Below are 18,770 nucleotides of genomic sequence, written 5' to 3' on the forward strand. Positions count from 1 at the left end.
TGCCAATTGAATGCTATTTGTATTTATAAAAACACAAGAAAGAGCTATTGATTATTCCTGGTAATTTGTCTTGCAGGGAACCAGGCGGCAAATGCCCCAATAACTAATACAGTTAGAAACACAGCAACAAAATCCTCTATTTTCATTGATATGGGATAAGCCTCCATTACAAATGTTCCTTCAAGCTTTATAAGTTCGAAGTTAATTTGCAGAATGCACAGCAGAAAACCTGTTAACAAACCAATTACTGCTCCAATCATAGAAATAAGTATACCTTCAATAAAAAATATTTTACGAATTTCACTTATGCCCGCTCCCATATTAGATAATATGCCAATATCCTTTTTCTTATCAATAATGAGCATGGTAATGGATCCTATAACATTAAAGGTAGCAATAATCAAAATAAATGTTAGTATGAGGTAAATAGCCCATTTCTCTGATTTCATAATACGATAAAGCATATCGTGTTGCTGGAAACGATCTTTAACATAAAATTCATTTCCTAATATTTCCTGTATTTGCTTTTGTACCTGGCTTACTTTATATCCTTTTGCAATACCAATTTCAACCCCTGTTATCCTGTTTTTATAATCCAATAATTCACTTGCCATTTTAATGGGAACAATGATGTATTTTGTGTCAAAATCATGTTGAATTGAAAAAACACCGGCAGGATAAACAACACCAGTTTTAAAAGCCTTGTCAGGGGTTAATCCAATTTCCTTTGTTCTGCGAGGCACGTATATTTGAACAGGGTTTACAATGCTTAACAAGTTTATGCCAAGTTGAACAGCAACACCCTGGCCTAAAACTGCATAATCTGTTCCCTTTTTTTCAAGTAGAAATTCACCATCAATTAACATTGTATCAAGCCTACTCATGGAAACAAAATTTTCTCCAACTCCCTTTATTTTGGCAATATATTGCTTTTCCTTGTATTTAAGCAGGGCATTTTCTTCAATTACTTCAGTATAAAAAGCAACTCCGGGAAGAGCTTTTATTTTTTTCATTGCGTTGTTATCCCTGTTAAAGGTTTTTCCTTCAACTGCAGTGATTTTAATATCAGGATCAAAAGCGTTAAAAAGGGAAACAACAAGATTTTCTATACCATTGAATGCAGACAACACCACAATAAGGGCCATTGTGCCAACAGCAACACCAGTAATCGCAATTTTTGTAATAATATTAATTACATTTTGCGATTTCTTACTTATTAGGTAACGTTTTGCTATGAAAAAGGGAAAATTCAATTCTTGTTTAAATTGATTCAGTAAATGTTTTTTGTAATTCAGTTGTTTTCTGACAACTATTTTAATAAAGATTGTGTTTTATAAGCAATTAAATTATTTCCAAGCCCTTACAATAAGACCTGTCCCCGTTTTATGGATCATATTTGTGTCCATATAATTAAGCAGATAGGCAACAGGAAAGGTTACAAAGTAATAAAAAGGCAGAACGATAAAAAACAATTTAGAAATTCCAAGCATTTGAATAGGATATTTCATTGAAAGCTTCCAGGAAATTTTCCCTGGATTTCCGTAAGAATATCTTGCCGAAACTCTTGTGAATCCTACGCTTTTTAGTTTTTGTTCTATCTCGCCAATATTATAACCGTCTCTAACATGTTCTTCTATAAAAGAGGATTCTCCATCCTCTGAAACGTCTGAGCCACCTTGATCTGATGGAGTGGAAATTAACAGCATACCCCCTTCTTTTAAAGAGGCATGAAAATTTTTAAAAACCAATACATCTTCCAGTATATGTTCCATTACATCCACGGATAAAATAAGATCAAAAGAACCAGGTTTTTGAAATGTAGTCAGGTCTTCAATTTTAAATAAAACATTATCCTTTTTAATGGTTCGGAAAAATGTATTGCAATCGCATACTTGCTCTTCCTTTACATCAACCGCAAGTATGTTCCATTTTGGATTAATTTCAGATAAAAAGTAGGAATACTGTCCAAATCCAGCACCGGCATCAAGAATGGTAGCATTGTCTGGAATTTTTAAAGCCCATCTTTTTATTTCCTTTTGAATGTGCCATGAGCGTAGTAGCAATAAGCCCAGAAGCTTGTAAAAAACTATTCTTAAATTCGAGGAACGGTTAAAAACATTTCCCAAAACTCGTTTAATTGGATCGTAATGCATTTTTTATTTTTTCAGTAAGTTATCAATTTTTTCAGCATAGTCAAGAGAATCATCAATGTGAAAATCAAGATTTGGAACTATACGTAATTGTTGTTTTATTCTTTCCCCAAGTTTTGTACGTATTTCTTTGGTCTGTTTTTTTACATTTTTCATCACAAGATCTCTGTCTTTAACAACAAAAATGCTTAAATAAGTTTTTGCAACAGATAAATCAGGGCTAATTCTCACCCCGGTAACAGTAATAAATGCGCCACCAAACATGGTATTGCTTTCACGCTGGAAAATTTCGCCCAACTCTTTTTGCAGTAATCGTGCAACTTTTTTTTGTCTTGTAGTTTCCATCTCTTCTCTTACAATATTATTTGCTGTAAATATAACGTTCTTTCTTTTTCACTCCACTTTTCATCAAATGTGATCAAATTGGCCGAATCCTTAAAAACAGGAGGTTTTGATTTAGCTGTAATTCTGATAAAATGATGGTTAAAAACCCCAAGGGAAATATGCATAGGCTTTATATCCCCCTTTTCAAGGCTTCTTTTTTTACTACGCATAAACAGATCAAAATCTCCAGCCTGTATCTTTTCATCCCATAAACCGAGCAATTCGATGGCCTTACGTGACATTACCACAGTATTTCCAACAAATCCCTCAATCACATCCCTGCCAAATTTCTTTTGCCTTTGATCTGAAAACTTTTCCCAATTGCCATACATTAACCGATGCATAATGGAAAAAGAAAGCTCATTACGAGCTATAACGCCAATTCCATATTTGATCTTATGCCAGCGCTTTCTGAATTTTTTTGTCGTCACAGGATTTTCAGCCTGTTCAATACCACAACAGGTTATTATATCCAATTGGTGGTGTTTCATGGTATCCAGTAAATTCAAATCCCAATTAGGAGCAACAATAATATCATTGTTCAAAAAGGCAAGAATTTCACCTCTGGCAATATTAATTCCTTGGTTTTGACAATAAGGATAAGAATAATTTCCGTCATTTTCAATAACAACTGCACCTACACTTTTAAAAAACTCCCTGCTGCCATCATTGGAATTATTATCAATGATAATAAGCTCAAAAGGGCCATGTGTGTAGTTGACAAGGTTTTTATAAAAAAGCCTGTTGAGTCCAATTTGATTGTATATGGCGGTAATAATGCTGATCATAACGGACATCAAATGTACATACTTTATTTTTATTCAATACCAGTTGCAGGTATATTGTAACACGCATTACAAAATATAAAACTTAAATTTTTAAAAAAAAAAGCATATTTATTCTGTTTTTTCTTTCCAACGCTTGTATCAAATGCTAAAATAGGAGTTTTAATAAAAAGCAAGTTTTAAGGAATCTTAGTTTTAATAACAGAAGAAAGCGTAAAAAAATATAACTTGCAACGATTTTATCCAACAATGAAGACCTATTTCAGAATACTGTCATATGCAAGGCCTTTAAATAGGTTTGTTCCGGCCTATGCCATCCTGGCTATTTTTGCTGTTGTATTTGGATTGATAAATTTCACCTTGTTGATTCCTCTGCTCAATGTGCTTTTTGATACAGCACCAGTAAATATTGAATTAGTAAAACCAGAATTTCACTTCAATATTCTTTATTTCAGGGATCTTTTTAATTACTATTTTGGAAAAATACTTCTAGATCATGGAAGAGTAGGGGCTCTGCAGTTTGTTTGTGTAGTATTGGTTTTTTCTGTTTTTGCGGCAAATGTATTTAAATATACCTCTCAAAGGGTTATGAGTTCCATGCGCACTACCACTGTATATAATATTCGTAGAAATTTGTTTGACAAGATTACTGATTTGCATTTGGGATATTTCAATAAACATCAAAAAGGCCAGTTGATTTCCAGGCTTACTAATGATGTAAATGAAATTGAAAATTCAGTGGTTAGTTCCGTACAGGTGGTTTTTAAAGAACCCCTTATGATTATAGGGTACCTTGTGCTCTTGTTTATTATGTCGGTAGAGTTGACCATATTTACCTTAATGGTTTTGCCTTTATCCGGGTTTTTTATTTCAGTTATATTAAAAAAACTTAAGCGGGAATCAAGACAAATTCAGGAATTGCTTGGAACTATTTTAAGTGTTATTGAAGAAACAATTTCAGGAGTCAGGATTATTAAAGCATTTAATGCCCAACCCTTTGTTCGAAAACAATTTAAAAAGCAAAATATCAAGCACAGAACAGTACTTAAATCCATGTGGAATAAAAGGGAACTTGCTTCACCTGTTTCGGAATTTGCGGGGGTTCTTGTAGTTGCCCTTGTGTTGCTTTATGGGGGAACCTTAGTTTTGGAGAACAATTCCGAACTTTCTGCAAGTGAATTTATTACCTATATTATTCTTTATTCTCAAATCCTTGTTCCTGCAAAAAGCATATCCACCGCAATAAGCAATATACAAAGAGGGATAGCTTCTGGAGAAAGGATTTTTGAAATAATGGATACGGATATTTCTATAAAAGATCATCCCAGGGCTAAGTCTTTTGAAAAGTTCAACAATAAAATTGAGTATAAAAATGTCACTTTTGGCTATGAAAGTGAAATGGTATTAAAAGATATAAGTTTTACGATTCCAGAAGGAAAAATTACTGCTCTTGTAGGTTCATCCGGATCAGGGAAATCAACTATTGCAGATTTATTGCCGCGCTTTTATGATTCTAAATCAGGTGAAATATTAATGGATGGCATTCCAGTTCAGGAAATAAAGCTTAAGGATTTAAGAAAGCAATTGGGAATAGTAACACAGGAATCGATTTTATTCAATGATACGGTTTTTAACAATATTGCTTTTGGAGTGGAATCTGCAAGCGAGGATGCTGTGATTAAAGCGGCCAAAATTGCAAATGCACATGAATTTATTATTGCCATGCCCGAGGGTTATCAAACCAATATTGGGGATCGAGGCAGCAAGTTATCAGGAGGGCAAAGGCAGCGAATGAGTATTGCAAGGGCAATATTTAAAAATCCACCTATCCTGATTCTTGATGAGGCCACCTCTGCATTAGATACCGAATCAGAACGTTTGGTTCAGGAGGCTTTACAAAACCTGATGAAAAACCGCACTACACTTGTGATTGCACATCGCCTTTCCACAATTCAACATGCAAATGAAATATTGGTGATTGATAAGGGGGAAATTGTTGAAAGAGGCACCCATGATCATTTATTAGAGAAAAAGGGAATTTATAAAAAACTATACGATTTGCAGAGTTTCATTTAAGAAAAACCCCTATTGTATTTTTTCCTTAAAAAAAGGCTAAAAAATAAAAAAACCACCGCTATTCATATTTGGGCCATATAAGGCAAAGAACCTTCAAGAATTTTTAATAAGCAATGAAGATAAAGAATTTTTTTAGTTGAATTTTTAGGCAAACAAGGCTTTTAATTCATTTGCATCCTGAGGTTTCATTTTCCCAGCCAATATAAGGCTAAGCTGCTTTCTTCTTAATGCGCTTTCATATCTTGCTTTTTCTTCCTCAGTTTCAGGAATTAGATCAGGCACCGAAATAGGATTTCCTAACTGGTCAACGGCAACAAAGGTGTAGATAGCTTCATTGCATTTTGTTTTTAATCCTGTAGAATGATTCTCAACATACACATCAATAAAAACCTCCATTGAAGTGCTGTAAGCCCTTGAAACTTTAGCTTCCAAAGTTACAATATCAGCAAGCCTGATTGGGAAATTAAAGGAAACATTATTTACTGCTGCTGTAACAACTACTCTTTTACAATGCCTGTGAGCAGAAATGGCAGCGGTAATATCCATTAAATGTAAAAGACGCCCTCCCATTAAATTGCCAATTGTGTTGGTATCATTTGGAAGTACAATTTCAGTGGATATTGTATGGGATTCTTTTGCGGTTTTTGACTTAGCCATTGGTTTATTTTTAAAAAACAAAGATATTAATAGTTCCCGGTTCTCTTAAATATGTTTCTATTTCTTAATTTTGGCCCTTATTTATTCCTATGCTTTATTTAAAGGCCTTACATATTATTTTTATTGTTACCTGGTTTGCAGGCCTGTTTTATATTGTCAGGTTATTCATCTACCATACTGAGGCGCAAGAAAAACCGGAACCTGAAAAATCAATATTGCAAAAACAGTTTAAATTAATGGAAAAAAGACTCTGGTTTGGCATTACCTGGCCATCTATGATTTTAACCTGGATTTTTGGTTTGTGGCTAGCTTTTACAATGTACGGATTCAATGTTTTTAATTTTCCTGCCTGGTTAACCATCAAACTTGGTTTTGTTTTAGGACTCACCATTTACCACTTAACTTGCGGAATTGTTTTTAACAGACTTAAAAACGACAAAATTAAATTAAGTTCGTCTGCATTAAGAATATGGAATGAAGTTGCTACTTTATTTCTGGTGGCAATTGTATTTTTAGTGGTATTAAAAAGCTTTTTTGATTTGTTTTGGGGATTGGCTGGATTTATTGTTTTTTCACTCTTGCTTTTCCTTGCAATTGCAATGTATAAAAAGAATAGAATAAAAAATCAATAGTTATCTCAGTTAAACCAGATTAAAACAAGTCATTCTAAAAAATAAAAATCACCTGGAATAATGCCGGCATTAAAGGAATTAATTAAATTACCTTCTTTGCTGTACCTCATTATTTTCCCCTTTTGAACATAATCAATTGCATCAGCAATATATATTATTCCTGTTTTTGGTTCAACTCCCAATCCATAAAAATTTAAATTGTTTTGGACAATGAAAGGCTGCGTGTCCAGCTCAATATTATTGATGCTTGCCCTACAAATACCATTGTTTAAGAAATACAGCATATCCCCCTCGCTGTTTATTCTTAATTTAAAGGGATTTTGATTTGCATTGGGAAAATGGACAGAATATTCAACGAGATTTGTTTCAGGATTTACTCTATGAATGCTTCCCGGTATGCCCCCGGTGTTCTCTCCACTGCAAAGTATCCATAGTTTTCCGTTTTTATCTTTTCGTATAGAGTTTGAAGCATAACCAGTTTTAATGCTATCAGTTAAAAGGTCTGTTATTGGGTTAAAAACATAGAGGTATTCACTTTTTAAATTAGTCACGAAAACCTTTCCACTTGAAAAAATCAACTCTTCTGTAAAACCTCTGCATGGAATTGTTTTAATTACCGTATTGTTGGTTAAATCAAGCACCGAAATTACATTAGAAGCATAATCTGTGACATAAGCCTTGGTTTCGCTTACAGCCTTAATATATCTTGGAGAAGTTAAGCCATTTATACTTGCAAGTGATTTAAAATCAGAAAGATTTACTACCTCAATTTTACCAGAATTATTTACTACCAAATAAGCCTTGCTGCCAATTATTTCCATGGATTGAAATACATCCCCAAGGGGACGGTCATTGGCTGTTTTAAAAACATTAGTTGAATATGAACTATCGGCATTGTTGTAAAAATCAATTGAAGCATTGCCCCACTGGTAATTGCCTTCATTAAGAATGAAAACACCTCCTTGTGGAGTAATTTGAATTGGTTTTTCAGGATCAGGCTTAATAGGCTTGTCCTTTTTACAGGATAAACAAACAAGAATAATAACCAATGTAAATAATCTGTACATCATTTTAAAAGTATAACTTTTTGATTTTCCATGTTTTTTTCACCCCTAAAATTCAGGATATAAAGACCATTTTGTAATGCTTCAATATTTACCGAAATACTATAATCGCCAATTTCTTTATATGCATCTTCAAAAATACGAACCTCAATGTTATCAGTTCTCCTAAGACTTATTTTTATATTCCCTGGTTCTTTTATGCTATATTTTATTGTTATATTATCTTTTACGGGATTGGGAAAAGAATTTATACTAAAAAGACTGTTTTTTTGCTTTTTAACACTTGTTCCCGGCACTTGATTAATAACTCCCACTGCATCTAAATCAAAACCACCTTGGGGAAATGGAGTTGGAAAAGGATCATTAATTTTATTGTTCTGTGCATCCCTAGTGGCATATTGATCGTTTAAAGAACCTACTACATCAATAATTTTAACATGGGTGATATGGTTTACATCAAGACCGGGGATATTTGTCATCTCCTCCAAATCAAAGGGTGTTCCATAAAAAAGCTTGTATTTTCCCGCCAGGTTGTTAAGTTTGCTAGCTTCTGATAAATCAAATGTGCCTAATTGAGTGTTAGTGTCGGTAAGGCAAGTAGCAGGGAAACGGAAAAAAGTTTGTCCATTGGAACTTACTTCCACAAATGCCAGTTCCAAAAAGGAACCATCAAATGAATTTTCAAAAACTGCAAAATCATAACCGGGGCCATTGATAATAGGCCCTTCAAAAGTAAGTACAGCCGTTCCCCCATCCCCAAGACTAACAGTTCCACTTGTTCCTGATTTTCCAATTGCCATCTGAGCTTCTCCCGCTGATGCATATCCTATTGAAGCATTGGAAATATCTTGTAATCCTCTTGTTACCTGGCAAGCTATTGCCCAATTAATAAAGATGATGCTATCCTTATGAATTGCTGCTGATCCTGGTTGCCCAGCCCCAGGAGAAAACTGCGCAAAAACGCCAGGTAAAAAAAGACAAAAGCCAGGCAAAAAAGCAAATATTATTTTTTTCATACATTTGATCATAAAATCAATAAAACCTGGAATTCTGTAAGGTTTTATTCACTGCAATTAATTTTTAATAAAAATAGTTCGTTCAATAAAATGATCAGAATTAGATACCTCAATAATGTAAGCTCCTGAAGGGTATCCCGAAACATTAATTTTATATTTATCGGTGTTTTCAATGTTCTCTTTAAAAAGTTCTCTTCCTGCAAGATCCCTTATGCTGATAAAGGTATAATTTGAGCTTGTAAATGAAACATTTAATTGATCACCTGCAGGATTTGGGTAAAAGGCAAACAGATTTTTTTTGAAGTGGTTTTCTACCAATAGAGGCGAATCCATTGTAGTGAAATCATCTACGCAAAAATATCCTGGAGTATTCATTCCCCAATCTCCATTGTCAGAAGAGGAAAGATGAAAGATAAGGCTGTCTAAATTGCCTAATGATTCCAAATTAACCCACTCCCAGGTGGTAACTATATAATTTTGCGATGCATTGGAAAAACGATAATCTGCAAGATAAAAATCAACGGTGTCATTGATGGGAGCATTGTTGTAAAAACCAGTTATGCTTAATTTGTACCAATCTTTGCCTTGAGTGCCATCAATATCGCCATTTGCTCCATAAATTGAACCGAATTGCTTACCTATGGCATCTCCTTGAAGCATACTGATAGCCGCATAGGTTGAATTTGTAACGTACATTCCATTTACAATTCCTCCTTTTGCAGCATTTTTCAGATGGATAACAGCGGCATCCATACCAATAGCATAATTAGCAGAATTGTAGTATCCGCTTGCAGTTCTGGCGCTGTATAAATTTGTAAATCCTGCCGTTGTGCTGTCCTTCATGTTGGAATATGCAAAGCCTTCACTCCAATAACCTCCCCAGGTTAAATCAAAAGTATTGGTAAAAAAGGCATTTCCGCTATTAAATCCCTGCGATAAATCGCTTCCTTCCCAATAAGAATCTGCATTAAGCGAAAGGTTTTCATAATCCGAAACTGTTTGTGCATTGGAATACACAGTAATTGACATTAAGATTTTAAACAGAATTAATTGAGTTGCTCTTGTTTTCATAAAATTTAAGTTAATTGAATTTAATTGTTAACCCGGCTTGATAATTCCTTCCGGGCATAGGTCTCCAGGCCATTACCTGGTAATTGGAATTAAAAAGATTGTTTGCACGAATAAAAAGTTCCGCCTTGTATTTATTGATTTCCATAATTCTTTTTAAAAAAAGTCCGGAAAGGTAAAAAGGAGGTAGGAATTCTGAATTATCGGAAGTTGTATATCTATAACCAGTATAGGCTTGACTAAAATTAAAATGCCATTTTTTATGAGAAATGGCAAAAATTCCTGTCCCACTATAAAGTGGAATATATATCAATTGCTTTCCAAGTGAGGCATCATTGGCATTTTTGGCCCTTTCATTTGTTGAAATAGTGTAATTTCCAAGGACGGATACTTCAATATTCCAATTTCCACCTTTGTATTTGACTTTGGCGCTCGTTTCTGTACCACGACTCCATACTTCCATAATATTTTGTGGGACCCAATAATTTTCCTGGGGCAACCATATTATCCAGTTTTTAATGTTTCTGTTAAATAGCGTAAACTCGGCATTGCCAACATATTTATCTCCATCTTTATTAAATACAATTCCCGCTTCCTGATTCCATCCTGTTTCAGGTAAAAGGGAAGGATTTCCTCCCGGATACCAATATAAATCATTCAAAGTAGGAATTCTATAGCTTCTGGAAAAATTGGCTTTTATTTTTACATTTTGCCACAAATTGCTTTCAACTCCTGCAGCTGGGATAAAAGGAAAAAATTTATTTTCCGATACCTCCTGCCTTGCACTAAACAAAACATTCCATTTTTGTTTTTTATTCCAATGTTTAAGAGATGCAAAAAGGGCTGTTCTGTTTCTATCAGGATTAAATTGATATCCATCAGAAAAGGCTTTGTTGTAAGTATTATTCACTCCCACATTAAGCAATTGCCTATCCCTTAGTATTAAATTAACTTCAGCTTCGGATATAAGGCTTATTACTTTAGTTTCAGAAAATAGTGCAGTTGCCTGATCACTATATTCAATAGTTTCATTAAACCATGCAGAACGGATAAAATAGGAAGCCAACTTATTTTTTTTGGACCATTCCGAACTAGCCCTGATTGAATTGTCCAGCTGGCTGGAAAGGGAAAGCTGCTGTGACATAACTGGGGGAATATTTCTGTTGGTTTGCTGATACCAAAACCTAAAGTTAATGTGTTGATTTCGTGAAAGTTTAATGTAATTTTCCTGAAGAAATCCTTTTTGTACAAGTTCCGAATTGCTTTGTTTTTGTATAGGACTTCCTTCAAGGGTTGAATTAACGAAACTAAAATCATTCAATGCTGAACGATATTGAAGGCGTGCCGTAGTGGTATATTTTTCACTGGTTTTTACGGTAAAATTTATTTGCTGCTGCCTTTCTCCAAAACTTCCTGCAACTGAAGTTGAGCTTAGTGCAAATCCTTTAGCCAAAGAAGGTGTGTTTTTTAAATGGATTGCTCCTCCAATAGCTCCGCTTCCCCAAAGGGTTCCATTGCTACCGGACTGAAGTGAAACAGCATCAATAAAATTCACAGGGATCAGTGAAAGATCAACAATGCCATGGGATGGGCTTTGCAGGTTAAATCCATTCCATAAAACTGCGGTGTGAGCTGCTCCTGCTCCCCTAATGGAACTACTTGCTAGGCTGCCTGCTCCATATGATTTTACAATTACTCTGCTTTGGGTACTTAGAAGTTCATCAAGTGAAACTGTTTTATTAATCATTAAGCCAAATGAATCAACATCTTCAGTTTTTCCACCAGTTGAAAATTTAACTTCTCTTGAATCCTTTATAATAAATGTTTGCAAGGTTATAATGGAGTCAATAGCTGGTACCTGCCCACTACACTGGTTTATAACCAGTGTAGTGAACACAATTAAAACAACCAACGGTTTCAAATAATTCATTACAAACGATTAAAGCATTAGCTAAAATCATCTATAACAAACGGCAAAAATAAAGAGATAGAAATACAGGTTCTATTCTTCGCTTTTTCTCCGAAAGCTACAAATGTCTATTATTGGCAGGTCTTCTGACTTTGCTCGTTCTCCGAGGCCTTCCCGTTGATTTTAATTCTACAGTGGCAATAATCCGAAAAACATTAATAAGCATTACAGCAGCGGGAACTGTTAAGGATTTTCACCTTATTCCCTTTTCATTCCTTATAAAAGGAAACCGATAATCCGGTAAAAGTACTAAATTTTTATATTTTACCAGAAAGATTGTGTTGAATTTTTAAGGCCATGTTTGTTTTTATAAAATTATTTTGTGAAAGTGGCGTAATTATTTTCATTTCAATTGAAAAGTTCAGGTTTATTTGTTAAATTTAATTTAATAATTAATTTTACCTTAGAAATAACAAGAGGAATCTGCCTTTAGGTTTTGTATTTTAAAAGTTGATAAAGAGAAAATGCCTACATTTATGAAAGTAGAAAAAGGACAACTTTTTCAGAACAAAAAAAACAACAACCCCGTTGATCCTGTTTTTTCAGATACGCACTATATTGCTGAAAACAATAGATTAAATAATTTATTAATGGCAGTAATAAATTCATCTGAGGGCAGTGTATTTATTTTTAATTCTGTTAGAAATAATTCAGGCGAAATAGTTGATTTTAAAGGTGTGGTTTCAAATCTGAAATCAAAAGAAATTATTAATATTGATTCAAAGGATTTCCCTGGAAAGTATTTAAAGAAAAACAAACTCATTCGCATATTTTTTCCTGAAGATTTTATTAATGTTGTTGAAACATCGAATGATTTTTCTATTGAGTTCCAGGAGGCGCATGACAATTCCATTAAGTGGTACAGGCTATTAGCTGTTAAGGAAAGCGATGGAATTGTTGTTACACTTACCGATATTACAGAAAAAACATTTTATTTAAAGAAAAAACAGAGTGATTTTGATGATCTTGTTGAAATAAACGGGAAGATTGTTAAAATGAATTCAAAGCTTGAAAACAGGATCAGGAGAAGAACAAAGGAATTATATTTGAGTGAGGAGCGGGTTAAATTGTTGTCAAAAGCAACAAATGATGCTGTTTGGGATTGGGATCTTTCAAGAGGCAGAACATGGTGGAATGAAGGGTATTATGCCCTTTTTGGATATAGTGATCAATATGTTCAACTTGGAAACAATTCATGGTTTAGTCTTGTTCATCCTGATGATTATCATCGTATAACAGGTGGGATTAAAGCTGTGCTAGAGTCCTCGGCAGATCAATGGAATGGTGATTTCAGATTTTTGAAGGCGGATGGAAATTACGCTTTTGTGTTGGGCAGAGCCTATGTTCTACACGATAAAAATGAAAAACCAATCAGGATTGTAGGTTCTATGATCGATGTTTCAGAAATAAAGCAGGCGCAGGATGAAATCATTCAAAGTGCTGAACGAACAAGGCTTATTGCAGAATTAATGCCTCAAAAAGTTTGGACTGCTGATAGCAAGGGAAACATGAATTATTTAAATCCGCGCTGGATGGAATATACAGGACTTGGATTCGATGAGTTAAAAAACTGGGGCTGGCAAAAGGTAATTCATCGCGAGGATTTGTTTGAAACAACCCGACTATGGAAACATTCAATTGAAACTGGACAGGATTTTCAAATAGAACACAAAATGGCAGCTCAAAATGGCAAGTTTTACTGGCATTTGACAAGGGGGGTGGCATGCAGAGATGTAAATGGTAAAATCATCAACTGGGTAGGAACAAATACGGATATTCATGATAAAATTGTTTCAGAGGAAAGGAAAGATGAATTTATTGGGGTGGCAAGTCATGAATTGAAAACTCCTCTAACCAGTTTAAAGGCATATACGCAGTTGCTTGAAATAACCATTGATGAGGAAAACATTAAAGATTCTAAAACTTACATTAAGAAAACCAATACTTTTATTAACAGATTGGATGAATTAATTTCTGATCTTTTGGATATTTCTAAAATGCAAGCAGGAAAGCTTCAATACAATATGTCAGAATTTAAGTTTGATGATCTGATAAAAGAAAGTATAGAATGCATTAAGCAGACACATAAAACCCATAAAATCATTGTTAATGGAAAATCACGAAAAATTATAAATGCAGATAAAACAAGGTTAGAGCAGGTATTTGTTAATTTTTTATCCAATGCGATTAAATATTCACCTAAATCAAACAAGGTGAACGTGGATATTTTAGCCAACAAGGATGGAATAACAGTAGGTGTAAAAGATTATGGAATTGGGATTGATAATGAAAAGGCAAAAAATGTTTTTCAACGATTTTACAGAGTAGAGGGTATGTCGCATAAATTTCAGGGACTTGGACTTGGGCTTTATATTTCTGCCCAGATAATTGAAAGGCATGGTGGAAAGTATTGGGTGGAAAGCGAAGAAGGAGTAGGATCAACGTTTTGGTTTTCTCTGCCATATACCTGTTTATGCAATTAAGGAATAGTTAACAAATTCAAAAACATGAAAAAATGTATACTCATTTGTGATGATGATATTGACATATTAGAGGTTACAAAAATTGTTCTTCAAAAGAGCTTTAAAGTTGAAACACTTACGCATTGCAATGACATTTTCAAAAATTACGAGAAGTATAAGCCTGACCTTATACTAATGGATTTGTGGATACCTGATATGGGTGGAGAAGCAATTACAAGATTGTTAAAAAGCAGCAGTAAAACTAAAAAGACTCCGGTTATTATTTTTTCGGCAAACAACGACATAGAAAAAGTTTCTTTTAATGCTGGTGCAGATGGCTTTTTAAGAAAGCCTTTCGATATTAAAACCTTAAATCAGGCAATAAATGATTTTTTAACTATTTAAAAATCACTCCTTTTTTTGCGTGTAATTTTACCACAAGTACGGGAAAAAAAATACGCTCTTTTTCCCTAAATTCTTTTTCTTTTTTTTTCAAAACCTTGCCTCCACTTATAATAGAATAACTTGGAAGGGGAAATGCAATATTGGCAGGGTATTTTCTTTAATTAGGATTGTAGTTATTCACAATCTATGGTATTCCTTTTTCCATTATTATTAGATGCTTTTTACCCAAGTTATGGATCTAAAGTGGGAGGAAATAAAGAGCTCTATAAATGAAAAGATTAATTATTGTGGCAAATCGTTTGCCAGTTACTGTTAAATCAAATAAATCAGGAATAGAATATTCCCCCAGTGGAGGTGGGTTGGCCACTGGAATGGCTTCACTGCAAGGCAAATATGAAAAACATTGGTTAGGTTGGCCTGGCATGTATCCCAAAAACGATCAAATTCGGAAAGAAATCAACCAAAAACTCGAAAAAGACAACATTCACCCAGTTTTTCTTTCAGAAAAAGAAATCCTATTGTATTATGAAGGATTCAGCAATAAAACAATATGGCCTTTGTTTCATTACTTCACAGAATTTGCCGTTTATGATCAAAAGTTCTGGGAGGTTTACCAGAAAGTAAATTTGAAGTTTTTCAACAAAATAAAATCCATCATCGAACCCGATGACATTATATGGGTACAGGATTATCACCTCATGTTGCTTCCTGCATTGTTAAAAAAAGAGTTTCCCAATATTCGAATAGGTTTTTTTCTTCATATTCCTTTTCCTTCCTATGAATTATTTAGAACTCTTCCCTGGAGAGAAGAAATTCTGGATGGATTAATGAGTTCTGATCTAATAGGTTTTCATACCTATGAATATATGCGCCATTTTTTAGTTGCAGTTCATAATATAAAAAATCTGGAACCCAGGCTTGGAGAATTTTTTTACAAAAATCATCTTTCCTATGTTGATGCATTTCCAATGGGCATAGATTATATTAAATACAACAAAGCAGTTAAAAGTAAAAAGGTGCAGCAAAAAATCAAGTTGTTTAAAGAAAATTACGGCAGCAAAAAACTTATTTTATCGGTTGATCGTCTTGATTATTCAAAAGGAATACTGCAAAGATTAAAGGCTTTTGATGAATTACTTACTCAATATCCTCAATACAAGGAACAAATTTCATTGATGATTGTTGTAGTGCCTTCAAGATCTGAAGTTGATAAATACAGTACTTTAAAAGTTGAAATTGATGAAGCAGTAGGTTATATAAATGGAAAGTATGCCAGTATGGAATGGAATCCTGTTCATTATTTTTACCGCAACTTTCTATTTAATGAACTCATTGCCCTTTATCATATTTGTGATATTGCATTAATTACCCCTTTTAGGGACGGAATGAATTTAGTGGCCAAAGAATTCCTAGCCACGAAAACAGAAGGCCAGGGGGTACTGATTTTAAGTGAAATGGCAGGAGCGGCTATTGTTTTGAAAAATGCATTGATGATAAATCCAAACGATATTAATGATATAGTTAAGGCAATTGTTAAAGCTTTGAATATGCCTATAATAGAACAAAAGAAAAGACTTGATCAAATGCAAAAGCAACTTCAGGAAAACACTGTGCAAAAATGGGCAAGTTCTTATATCGAAGAATTGGAGCGAATTCATCGATATAAAAAGAGCATGGAAAGCAAAGAGTTCACTCAGGAAAAGCAAGCTTGTTTTATTAATGCCTTTAAAAAAGCTGGAAAAAAATTGCTTTTTTTAAATCATGACAACTCCATATTTCCATTTATTGATAATGCTGATTATGATTTTCTGGATAATGAATTTTTCAGATTAATTAAGGAACTCTCTGAACTGGAGGGACTCACAATAGTTGTTATGAGCAATATGAACCATGTAAACCTTAACAAATGGTATGGATTATTAAAAGTGGATATTATTGCAGAATACGGAACCTGGGTAAGAGAAAACAATCAATGGAACCAATCACAAATATTACGGGAGGAATGGAAGGAAGAAATTTATCCTGTATTAAATGAATTCATGATAAAAACTCCTGGTTCTTTTATTGAAGAAAAGCCCTATGCCCTTGCCTGGCACTTTCACTCCTCCGATACATTCTTGGCCGATATGCGGTTAAAGGACATGATTAATAGCCTTATTTATCCTTGCACAAAACATAAGTTAGAAATCATTGATGGAAATAAAAAGATAGAAATAAAGCCTGTGGGTGTAGATAAAAAATCGGTTACCAGACATTGGCTTAATAAACAAAACTGGGATTTAATTCTGGCAATAGGAAATGACAGAAATGACGAAGATGTTTTCGAAATATTGCCCGATGAGGCTTTTAGTTTAAGAGTTGGAATAATGAAAACAAATGCAAAATTCACCCTTAAAACTCCCGATGAAGTTATAACTTTTCTAAACAACTTGAAGAATAAGTCGAAAATGGATAAAAAGAAAAAGTCTTTTTTGGTTGGTTCTATAGATACGCCTTAAAAACATGTCTTTAGCTGATTATTTTCGTGATCTACTCAAGGATAATGATCCCCTAAACACAATTGGAGTTTGGCTGGGTGTATTAGTTCTTGCCTTAATATTCCATTTCATTTTATTTCGTGTTTTCAGATATATTGCAGATAAATACAATTCAAGGTTTTTCTTCATGATAACTGAGAAATTAAAAATCCCTGTGCTGCTATTATTTATGATCATTGCCACTAATTTGTTGGTTCCATTCCTTGGGTTTTTCTCTCCAATGGAGCGAATTATAAGGCAAACACTATCAATATTGGCAATTGCATTTGTAGCATGGCTTTTTATTTTATCAGTTTCTGTAATAAGGAAGTTTGCTTTACGAAAGTATAAAATTACGGAAAAGGATAATTTACGAGCAAGGGTAATAATTACCCAATTTAATATGATGGAGAAAATCCTTGAATTTATTATAATAATAATTGCCATTGGAATTGCTTTAATGACTTTTGAACAAATAAGGAAGATTGGAATGAGTTTGTTAGCCTCTGCTGGTATTGCTGGTCTAATTATTGGTTTTGCTGCTCAACGAATTATTGCAACCATGCTTGCAGGTTTTCAAATAGCCATTACACAACCAATCCGAATAGATGATGTTGTAATTGTAGAAGGTGAATGGGGATGGATTGAAGAGATTCATCTGACTTTTGTTGTAATAAAAATATGGGATAAAAGAAGGCTAATTGTTCCAACAACTTACTTTATTGAAAAACCTTTTCAAAATTGGACCAGGACTTCGGCATCAATAATGGGAACAGTGTTTATACACACAGATTATAACATGCCCATAGATAAATTAAGAGAAGAATTAACACTAATTTTACAAAGTACGCCTCTTTGGGACGGGCAAATTAATGTATTGCAGGTAACAGATGCCAAAGAGAAAACAATTGAATTAAGGGCATTAATGAGCGCTGTTGATTCCCCCTCTTCCTGGGATTTAAGAGTATATGTTAGGGAAAAGCTTGTTGAATATGTTCAAAAAAACAACCCTGAATCATTTCCACGATACAGGGTTGAAATTACAAATAAATCAAATGTCATTTAATTGCAAAAACGCTTATTGTTTAATATATTGTTCTAACGCAGTATGATAATATGTTTTATTCTTAAAAATCTCTGCGTTTATCAATGGAAGTACCGAATGAATTTAAATTATATTTTCTTTTTTGATTGCATCATTTATTAATAAAAAAGAAAAGAAAAAAAGAATTTAAAAATAATCGTTTTCCTACTTATAATGTTTTTAATGTAAGATTAGAACAAATGGAACTTTTAGATTGCGAGTAAATACTAATTTTAATCTGTGAAAATAAAATCGATATAAATAGTTTAAATAAGAGAATGTTTGAGATAGTTATTTTAATTGGGTTTATTAATTTTAAATAGTTAAAAACAAAAAACCCTGAATCTCTTTTGGAAATTCAGGGTTAAATAAACAAAAAAAAGGAGATTAATAAAGCAAAGTTATATTTCCTTTGTACTCATATTTTTTACCTTTTAGGTCTTTCAATTTAATTACATAAATGTAAACACCATTTTGTGCTAATACTGCGTTTTTAGATTTT

The 18,770-nt window shown here is 33.5% G+C and carries 15 protein-coding genes and 1 riboswitch; of the genes, 6 read left to right on the forward strand and 9 right to left on the reverse strand.

The features are described 5' to 3' along the window. Window positions 1–44: 44 nt before the first annotated feature. From H0V01_14875 to H0V01_14890, 4 genes are all read right to left on the reverse strand, one after another. On the reverse strand, window positions 45–1,253 hold the full coding sequence (locus H0V01_14875; GenBank protein MBA2584654.1) for an ABC transporter permease: 1,209 nt from the start codon (window positions 1,251–1,253) through the stop codon (window positions 45–47). 93 nt (window positions 1,254–1,346) lie between these two features. Next, complete coding sequence (locus H0V01_14880; GenBank protein MBA2584655.1) at window positions 1,347–2,153, reverse strand: class I SAM-dependent methyltransferase; 807 nt, start codon at window positions 2,151–2,153, stop codon at window positions 1,347–1,349. A gap of 3 nt (window positions 2,154–2,156) precedes the next feature. Then, the gene (rbfA, locus tag H0V01_14885; GenBank protein ID MBA2584656.1) at window positions 2,157–2,495 is read right to left on the reverse strand and encodes a 30S ribosome-binding factor RbfA; all 339 of its coding nucleotides are present in this window, start codon (window positions 2,493–2,495) and stop codon (window positions 2,157–2,159) included. Between the two features lie 8 nt (window positions 2,496–2,503). After that, window positions 2,504–3,322, reverse strand: a complete 819-nt coding sequence (locus tag H0V01_14890) for a glycosyltransferase family 2 protein (GenBank protein MBA2584657.1) — start codon at window positions 3,320–3,322, stop codon at window positions 2,504–2,506. A 246-nt stretch (window positions 3,323–3,568) separates the two neighbouring features. Between H0V01_14890 and H0V01_14895 the strand changes: the two genes are divergently transcribed. Further along, window positions 3,569–5,395, forward strand: coding sequence for an ATP-binding cassette domain-containing protein (locus H0V01_14895; protein ID MBA2584658.1), 1,827 nt, complete (start codon window positions 3,569–3,571; stop codon window positions 5,393–5,395). A 144-nt stretch (window positions 5,396–5,539) separates the two neighbouring features. Here H0V01_14895 and H0V01_14900 read toward each other — a convergent pair whose 3' ends face one another. Further along, a complete protein-coding gene (locus H0V01_14900) occupies window positions 5,540–6,052 on the reverse strand; it encodes an acyl-CoA thioesterase (protein ID MBA2584659.1) in 513 nt (170 codons plus the stop codon). An 83-nt stretch (window positions 6,053–6,135) separates the two neighbouring features. Between H0V01_14900 and H0V01_14905 the strand changes: the two genes are divergently transcribed. Beyond that, a complete protein-coding gene (locus H0V01_14905; GenBank protein MBA2584660.1) occupies window positions 6,136–6,684 on the forward strand; it encodes a CopD family protein in 549 nt (182 codons plus the stop codon). A gap of 29 nt (window positions 6,685–6,713) precedes the next feature. Here H0V01_14905 and H0V01_14910 read toward each other — a convergent pair whose 3' ends face one another. The 4 genes from H0V01_14910 to H0V01_14925 are packed head-to-tail and all read right to left on the reverse strand — an operon-like array spanning window position 6,714 to window position 11,762. Next, window positions 6,714–7,754, reverse strand: coding sequence for a hypothetical protein (locus H0V01_14910; protein MBA2584661.1), 1,041 nt, complete (start codon window positions 7,752–7,754; stop codon window positions 6,714–6,716). Continuing rightward, window positions 7,751–8,764 (reverse strand): T9SS C-terminal target domain-containing protein, encoded by a 1,014-nt coding sequence (locus H0V01_14915; protein ID MBA2584662.1) that lies wholly within the window; start codon window positions 8,762–8,764, stop codon window positions 7,751–7,753. The genes H0V01_14910 and H0V01_14915 overlap by 4 nt, the downstream gene beginning before the upstream one ends. A 57-nt stretch (window positions 8,765–8,821) precedes the next feature. Then, on the reverse strand, window positions 8,822–9,835 hold the full coding sequence (locus H0V01_14920; protein ID MBA2584663.1) for a DUF4465 domain-containing protein: 1,014 nt from the start codon (window positions 9,833–9,835) through the stop codon (window positions 8,822–8,824). A gap of 10 nt (window positions 9,836–9,845) precedes the next feature. Beyond that, on the reverse strand, window positions 9,846–11,762 hold the full coding sequence (locus H0V01_14925) for a TonB-dependent receptor (GenBank protein MBA2584664.1): 1,917 nt from the start codon (window positions 11,760–11,762) through the stop codon (window positions 9,846–9,848). Between the two features lie 97 nt (window positions 11,763–11,859). Next, a riboswitch (cobalamin riboswitch) is annotated at window positions 11,860–12,050 on the reverse strand. A 227-nt stretch (window positions 12,051–12,277) separates the two neighbouring features. Between H0V01_14925 and H0V01_14930 the strand changes: the two genes are divergently transcribed. From H0V01_14930 to H0V01_14945, 4 genes are all read left to right on the forward strand, one after another. After that, window positions 12,278–14,284: a PAS domain-containing sensor histidine kinase gene (locus H0V01_14930; protein ID MBA2584665.1), complete on the forward strand. Its 2,007-nt coding sequence runs from the start codon at window positions 12,278–12,280 to the stop codon at window positions 14,282–14,284. Window positions 14,285–14,308: 24 nt separating this feature from the next. Then, window positions 14,309–14,668 carry a response regulator gene (locus H0V01_14935; protein MBA2584666.1) on the forward strand — a complete coding sequence of 120 codons (360 nt, stop codon included), beginning with the start codon at window positions 14,309–14,311 and terminating at the stop codon, window positions 14,666–14,668. Window positions 14,669–14,937: 269 nt separating this feature from the next. Continuing rightward, window positions 14,938–17,166 carry a bifunctional alpha,alpha-trehalose-phosphate synthase (UDP-forming)/trehalose-phosphatase gene (locus H0V01_14940; GenBank protein ID MBA2584667.1) on the forward strand — a complete coding sequence of 743 codons (2,229 nt, stop codon included), beginning with the start codon at window positions 14,938–14,940 and terminating at the stop codon, window positions 17,164–17,166. A 4-nt stretch (window positions 17,167–17,170) separates the two neighbouring features. Further along, complete coding sequence (locus H0V01_14945; GenBank protein ID MBA2584668.1) at window positions 17,171–18,250, forward strand: mechanosensitive ion channel; 1,080 nt, start codon at window positions 17,171–17,173, stop codon at window positions 18,248–18,250. The last annotated feature ends 520 nt before the right edge of the window (window positions 18,251–18,770 follow it).

This window comes from Bacteroidota bacterium (genome assembly GCA_013696965.1).
GTDB lineage: Bacteria > Bacteroidota > Bacteroidia > JACCXN01 > JACCXN01 > JACCXN01.

Excerpts from the sequence above, each read along its gene's own strand:
- H0V01_14880 (MBA2584655.1), bottom strand. The coding sequence starts at position 2,153 with ATGCATTACGATCCAATTAAACGAGTTTTGGGAAATGTTTTTAACCGT.
- rbfA (MBA2584656.1), bottom strand. The coding sequence starts at position 2,495 with ATGGAAACTACAAGACAAAAAAAAGTTGCACGATTACTGCAAAAAGAG.
- H0V01_14890 (MBA2584657.1), bottom strand. The coding sequence starts at position 3,322 with ATGATCAGCATTATTACCGCCATATACAATCAAATTGGACTCAACAGG.
- H0V01_14895 (MBA2584658.1), top strand. The coding sequence starts at position 3,569 with ATGAAGACCTATTTCAGAATACTGTCATATGCAAGGCCTTTAAATAGG.
- H0V01_14900 (MBA2584659.1), bottom strand. The coding sequence starts at position 6,052 with ATGGCTAAGTCAAAAACCGCAAAAGAATCCCATACAATATCCACTGAA.
- H0V01_14910 (MBA2584661.1), bottom strand. The coding sequence starts at position 7,754 with ATGATGTACAGATTATTTACATTGGTTATTATTCTTGTTTGTTTATCC.
- H0V01_14915 (MBA2584662.1), bottom strand. The coding sequence starts at position 8,764 with ATGAAAAAAATAATATTTGCTTTTTTGCCTGGCTTTTGTCTTTTTTTA.
- H0V01_14920 (MBA2584663.1), bottom strand. The coding sequence starts at position 9,835 with ATGAAAACAAGAGCAACTCAATTAATTCTGTTTAAAATCTTAATGTCA.
- H0V01_14925 (MBA2584664.1), bottom strand. The coding sequence starts at position 11,762 with ATGAATTATTTGAAACCGTTGGTTGTTTTAATTGTGTTCACTACACTG.
- H0V01_14930 (MBA2584665.1), top strand. The coding sequence starts at position 12,278 with ATGAAAGTAGAAAAAGGACAACTTTTTCAGAACAAAAAAAACAACAAC.
- H0V01_14935 (MBA2584666.1), top strand. The coding sequence starts at position 14,309 with ATGAAAAAATGTATACTCATTTGTGATGATGATATTGACATATTAGAG.
- H0V01_14940 (MBA2584667.1), top strand. The coding sequence starts at position 14,938 with ATGAAAAGATTAATTATTGTGGCAAATCGTTTGCCAGTTACTGTTAAA.
- H0V01_14945 (MBA2584668.1), top strand. The coding sequence starts at position 17,171 with ATGTCTTTAGCTGATTATTTTCGTGATCTACTCAAGGATAATGATCCC.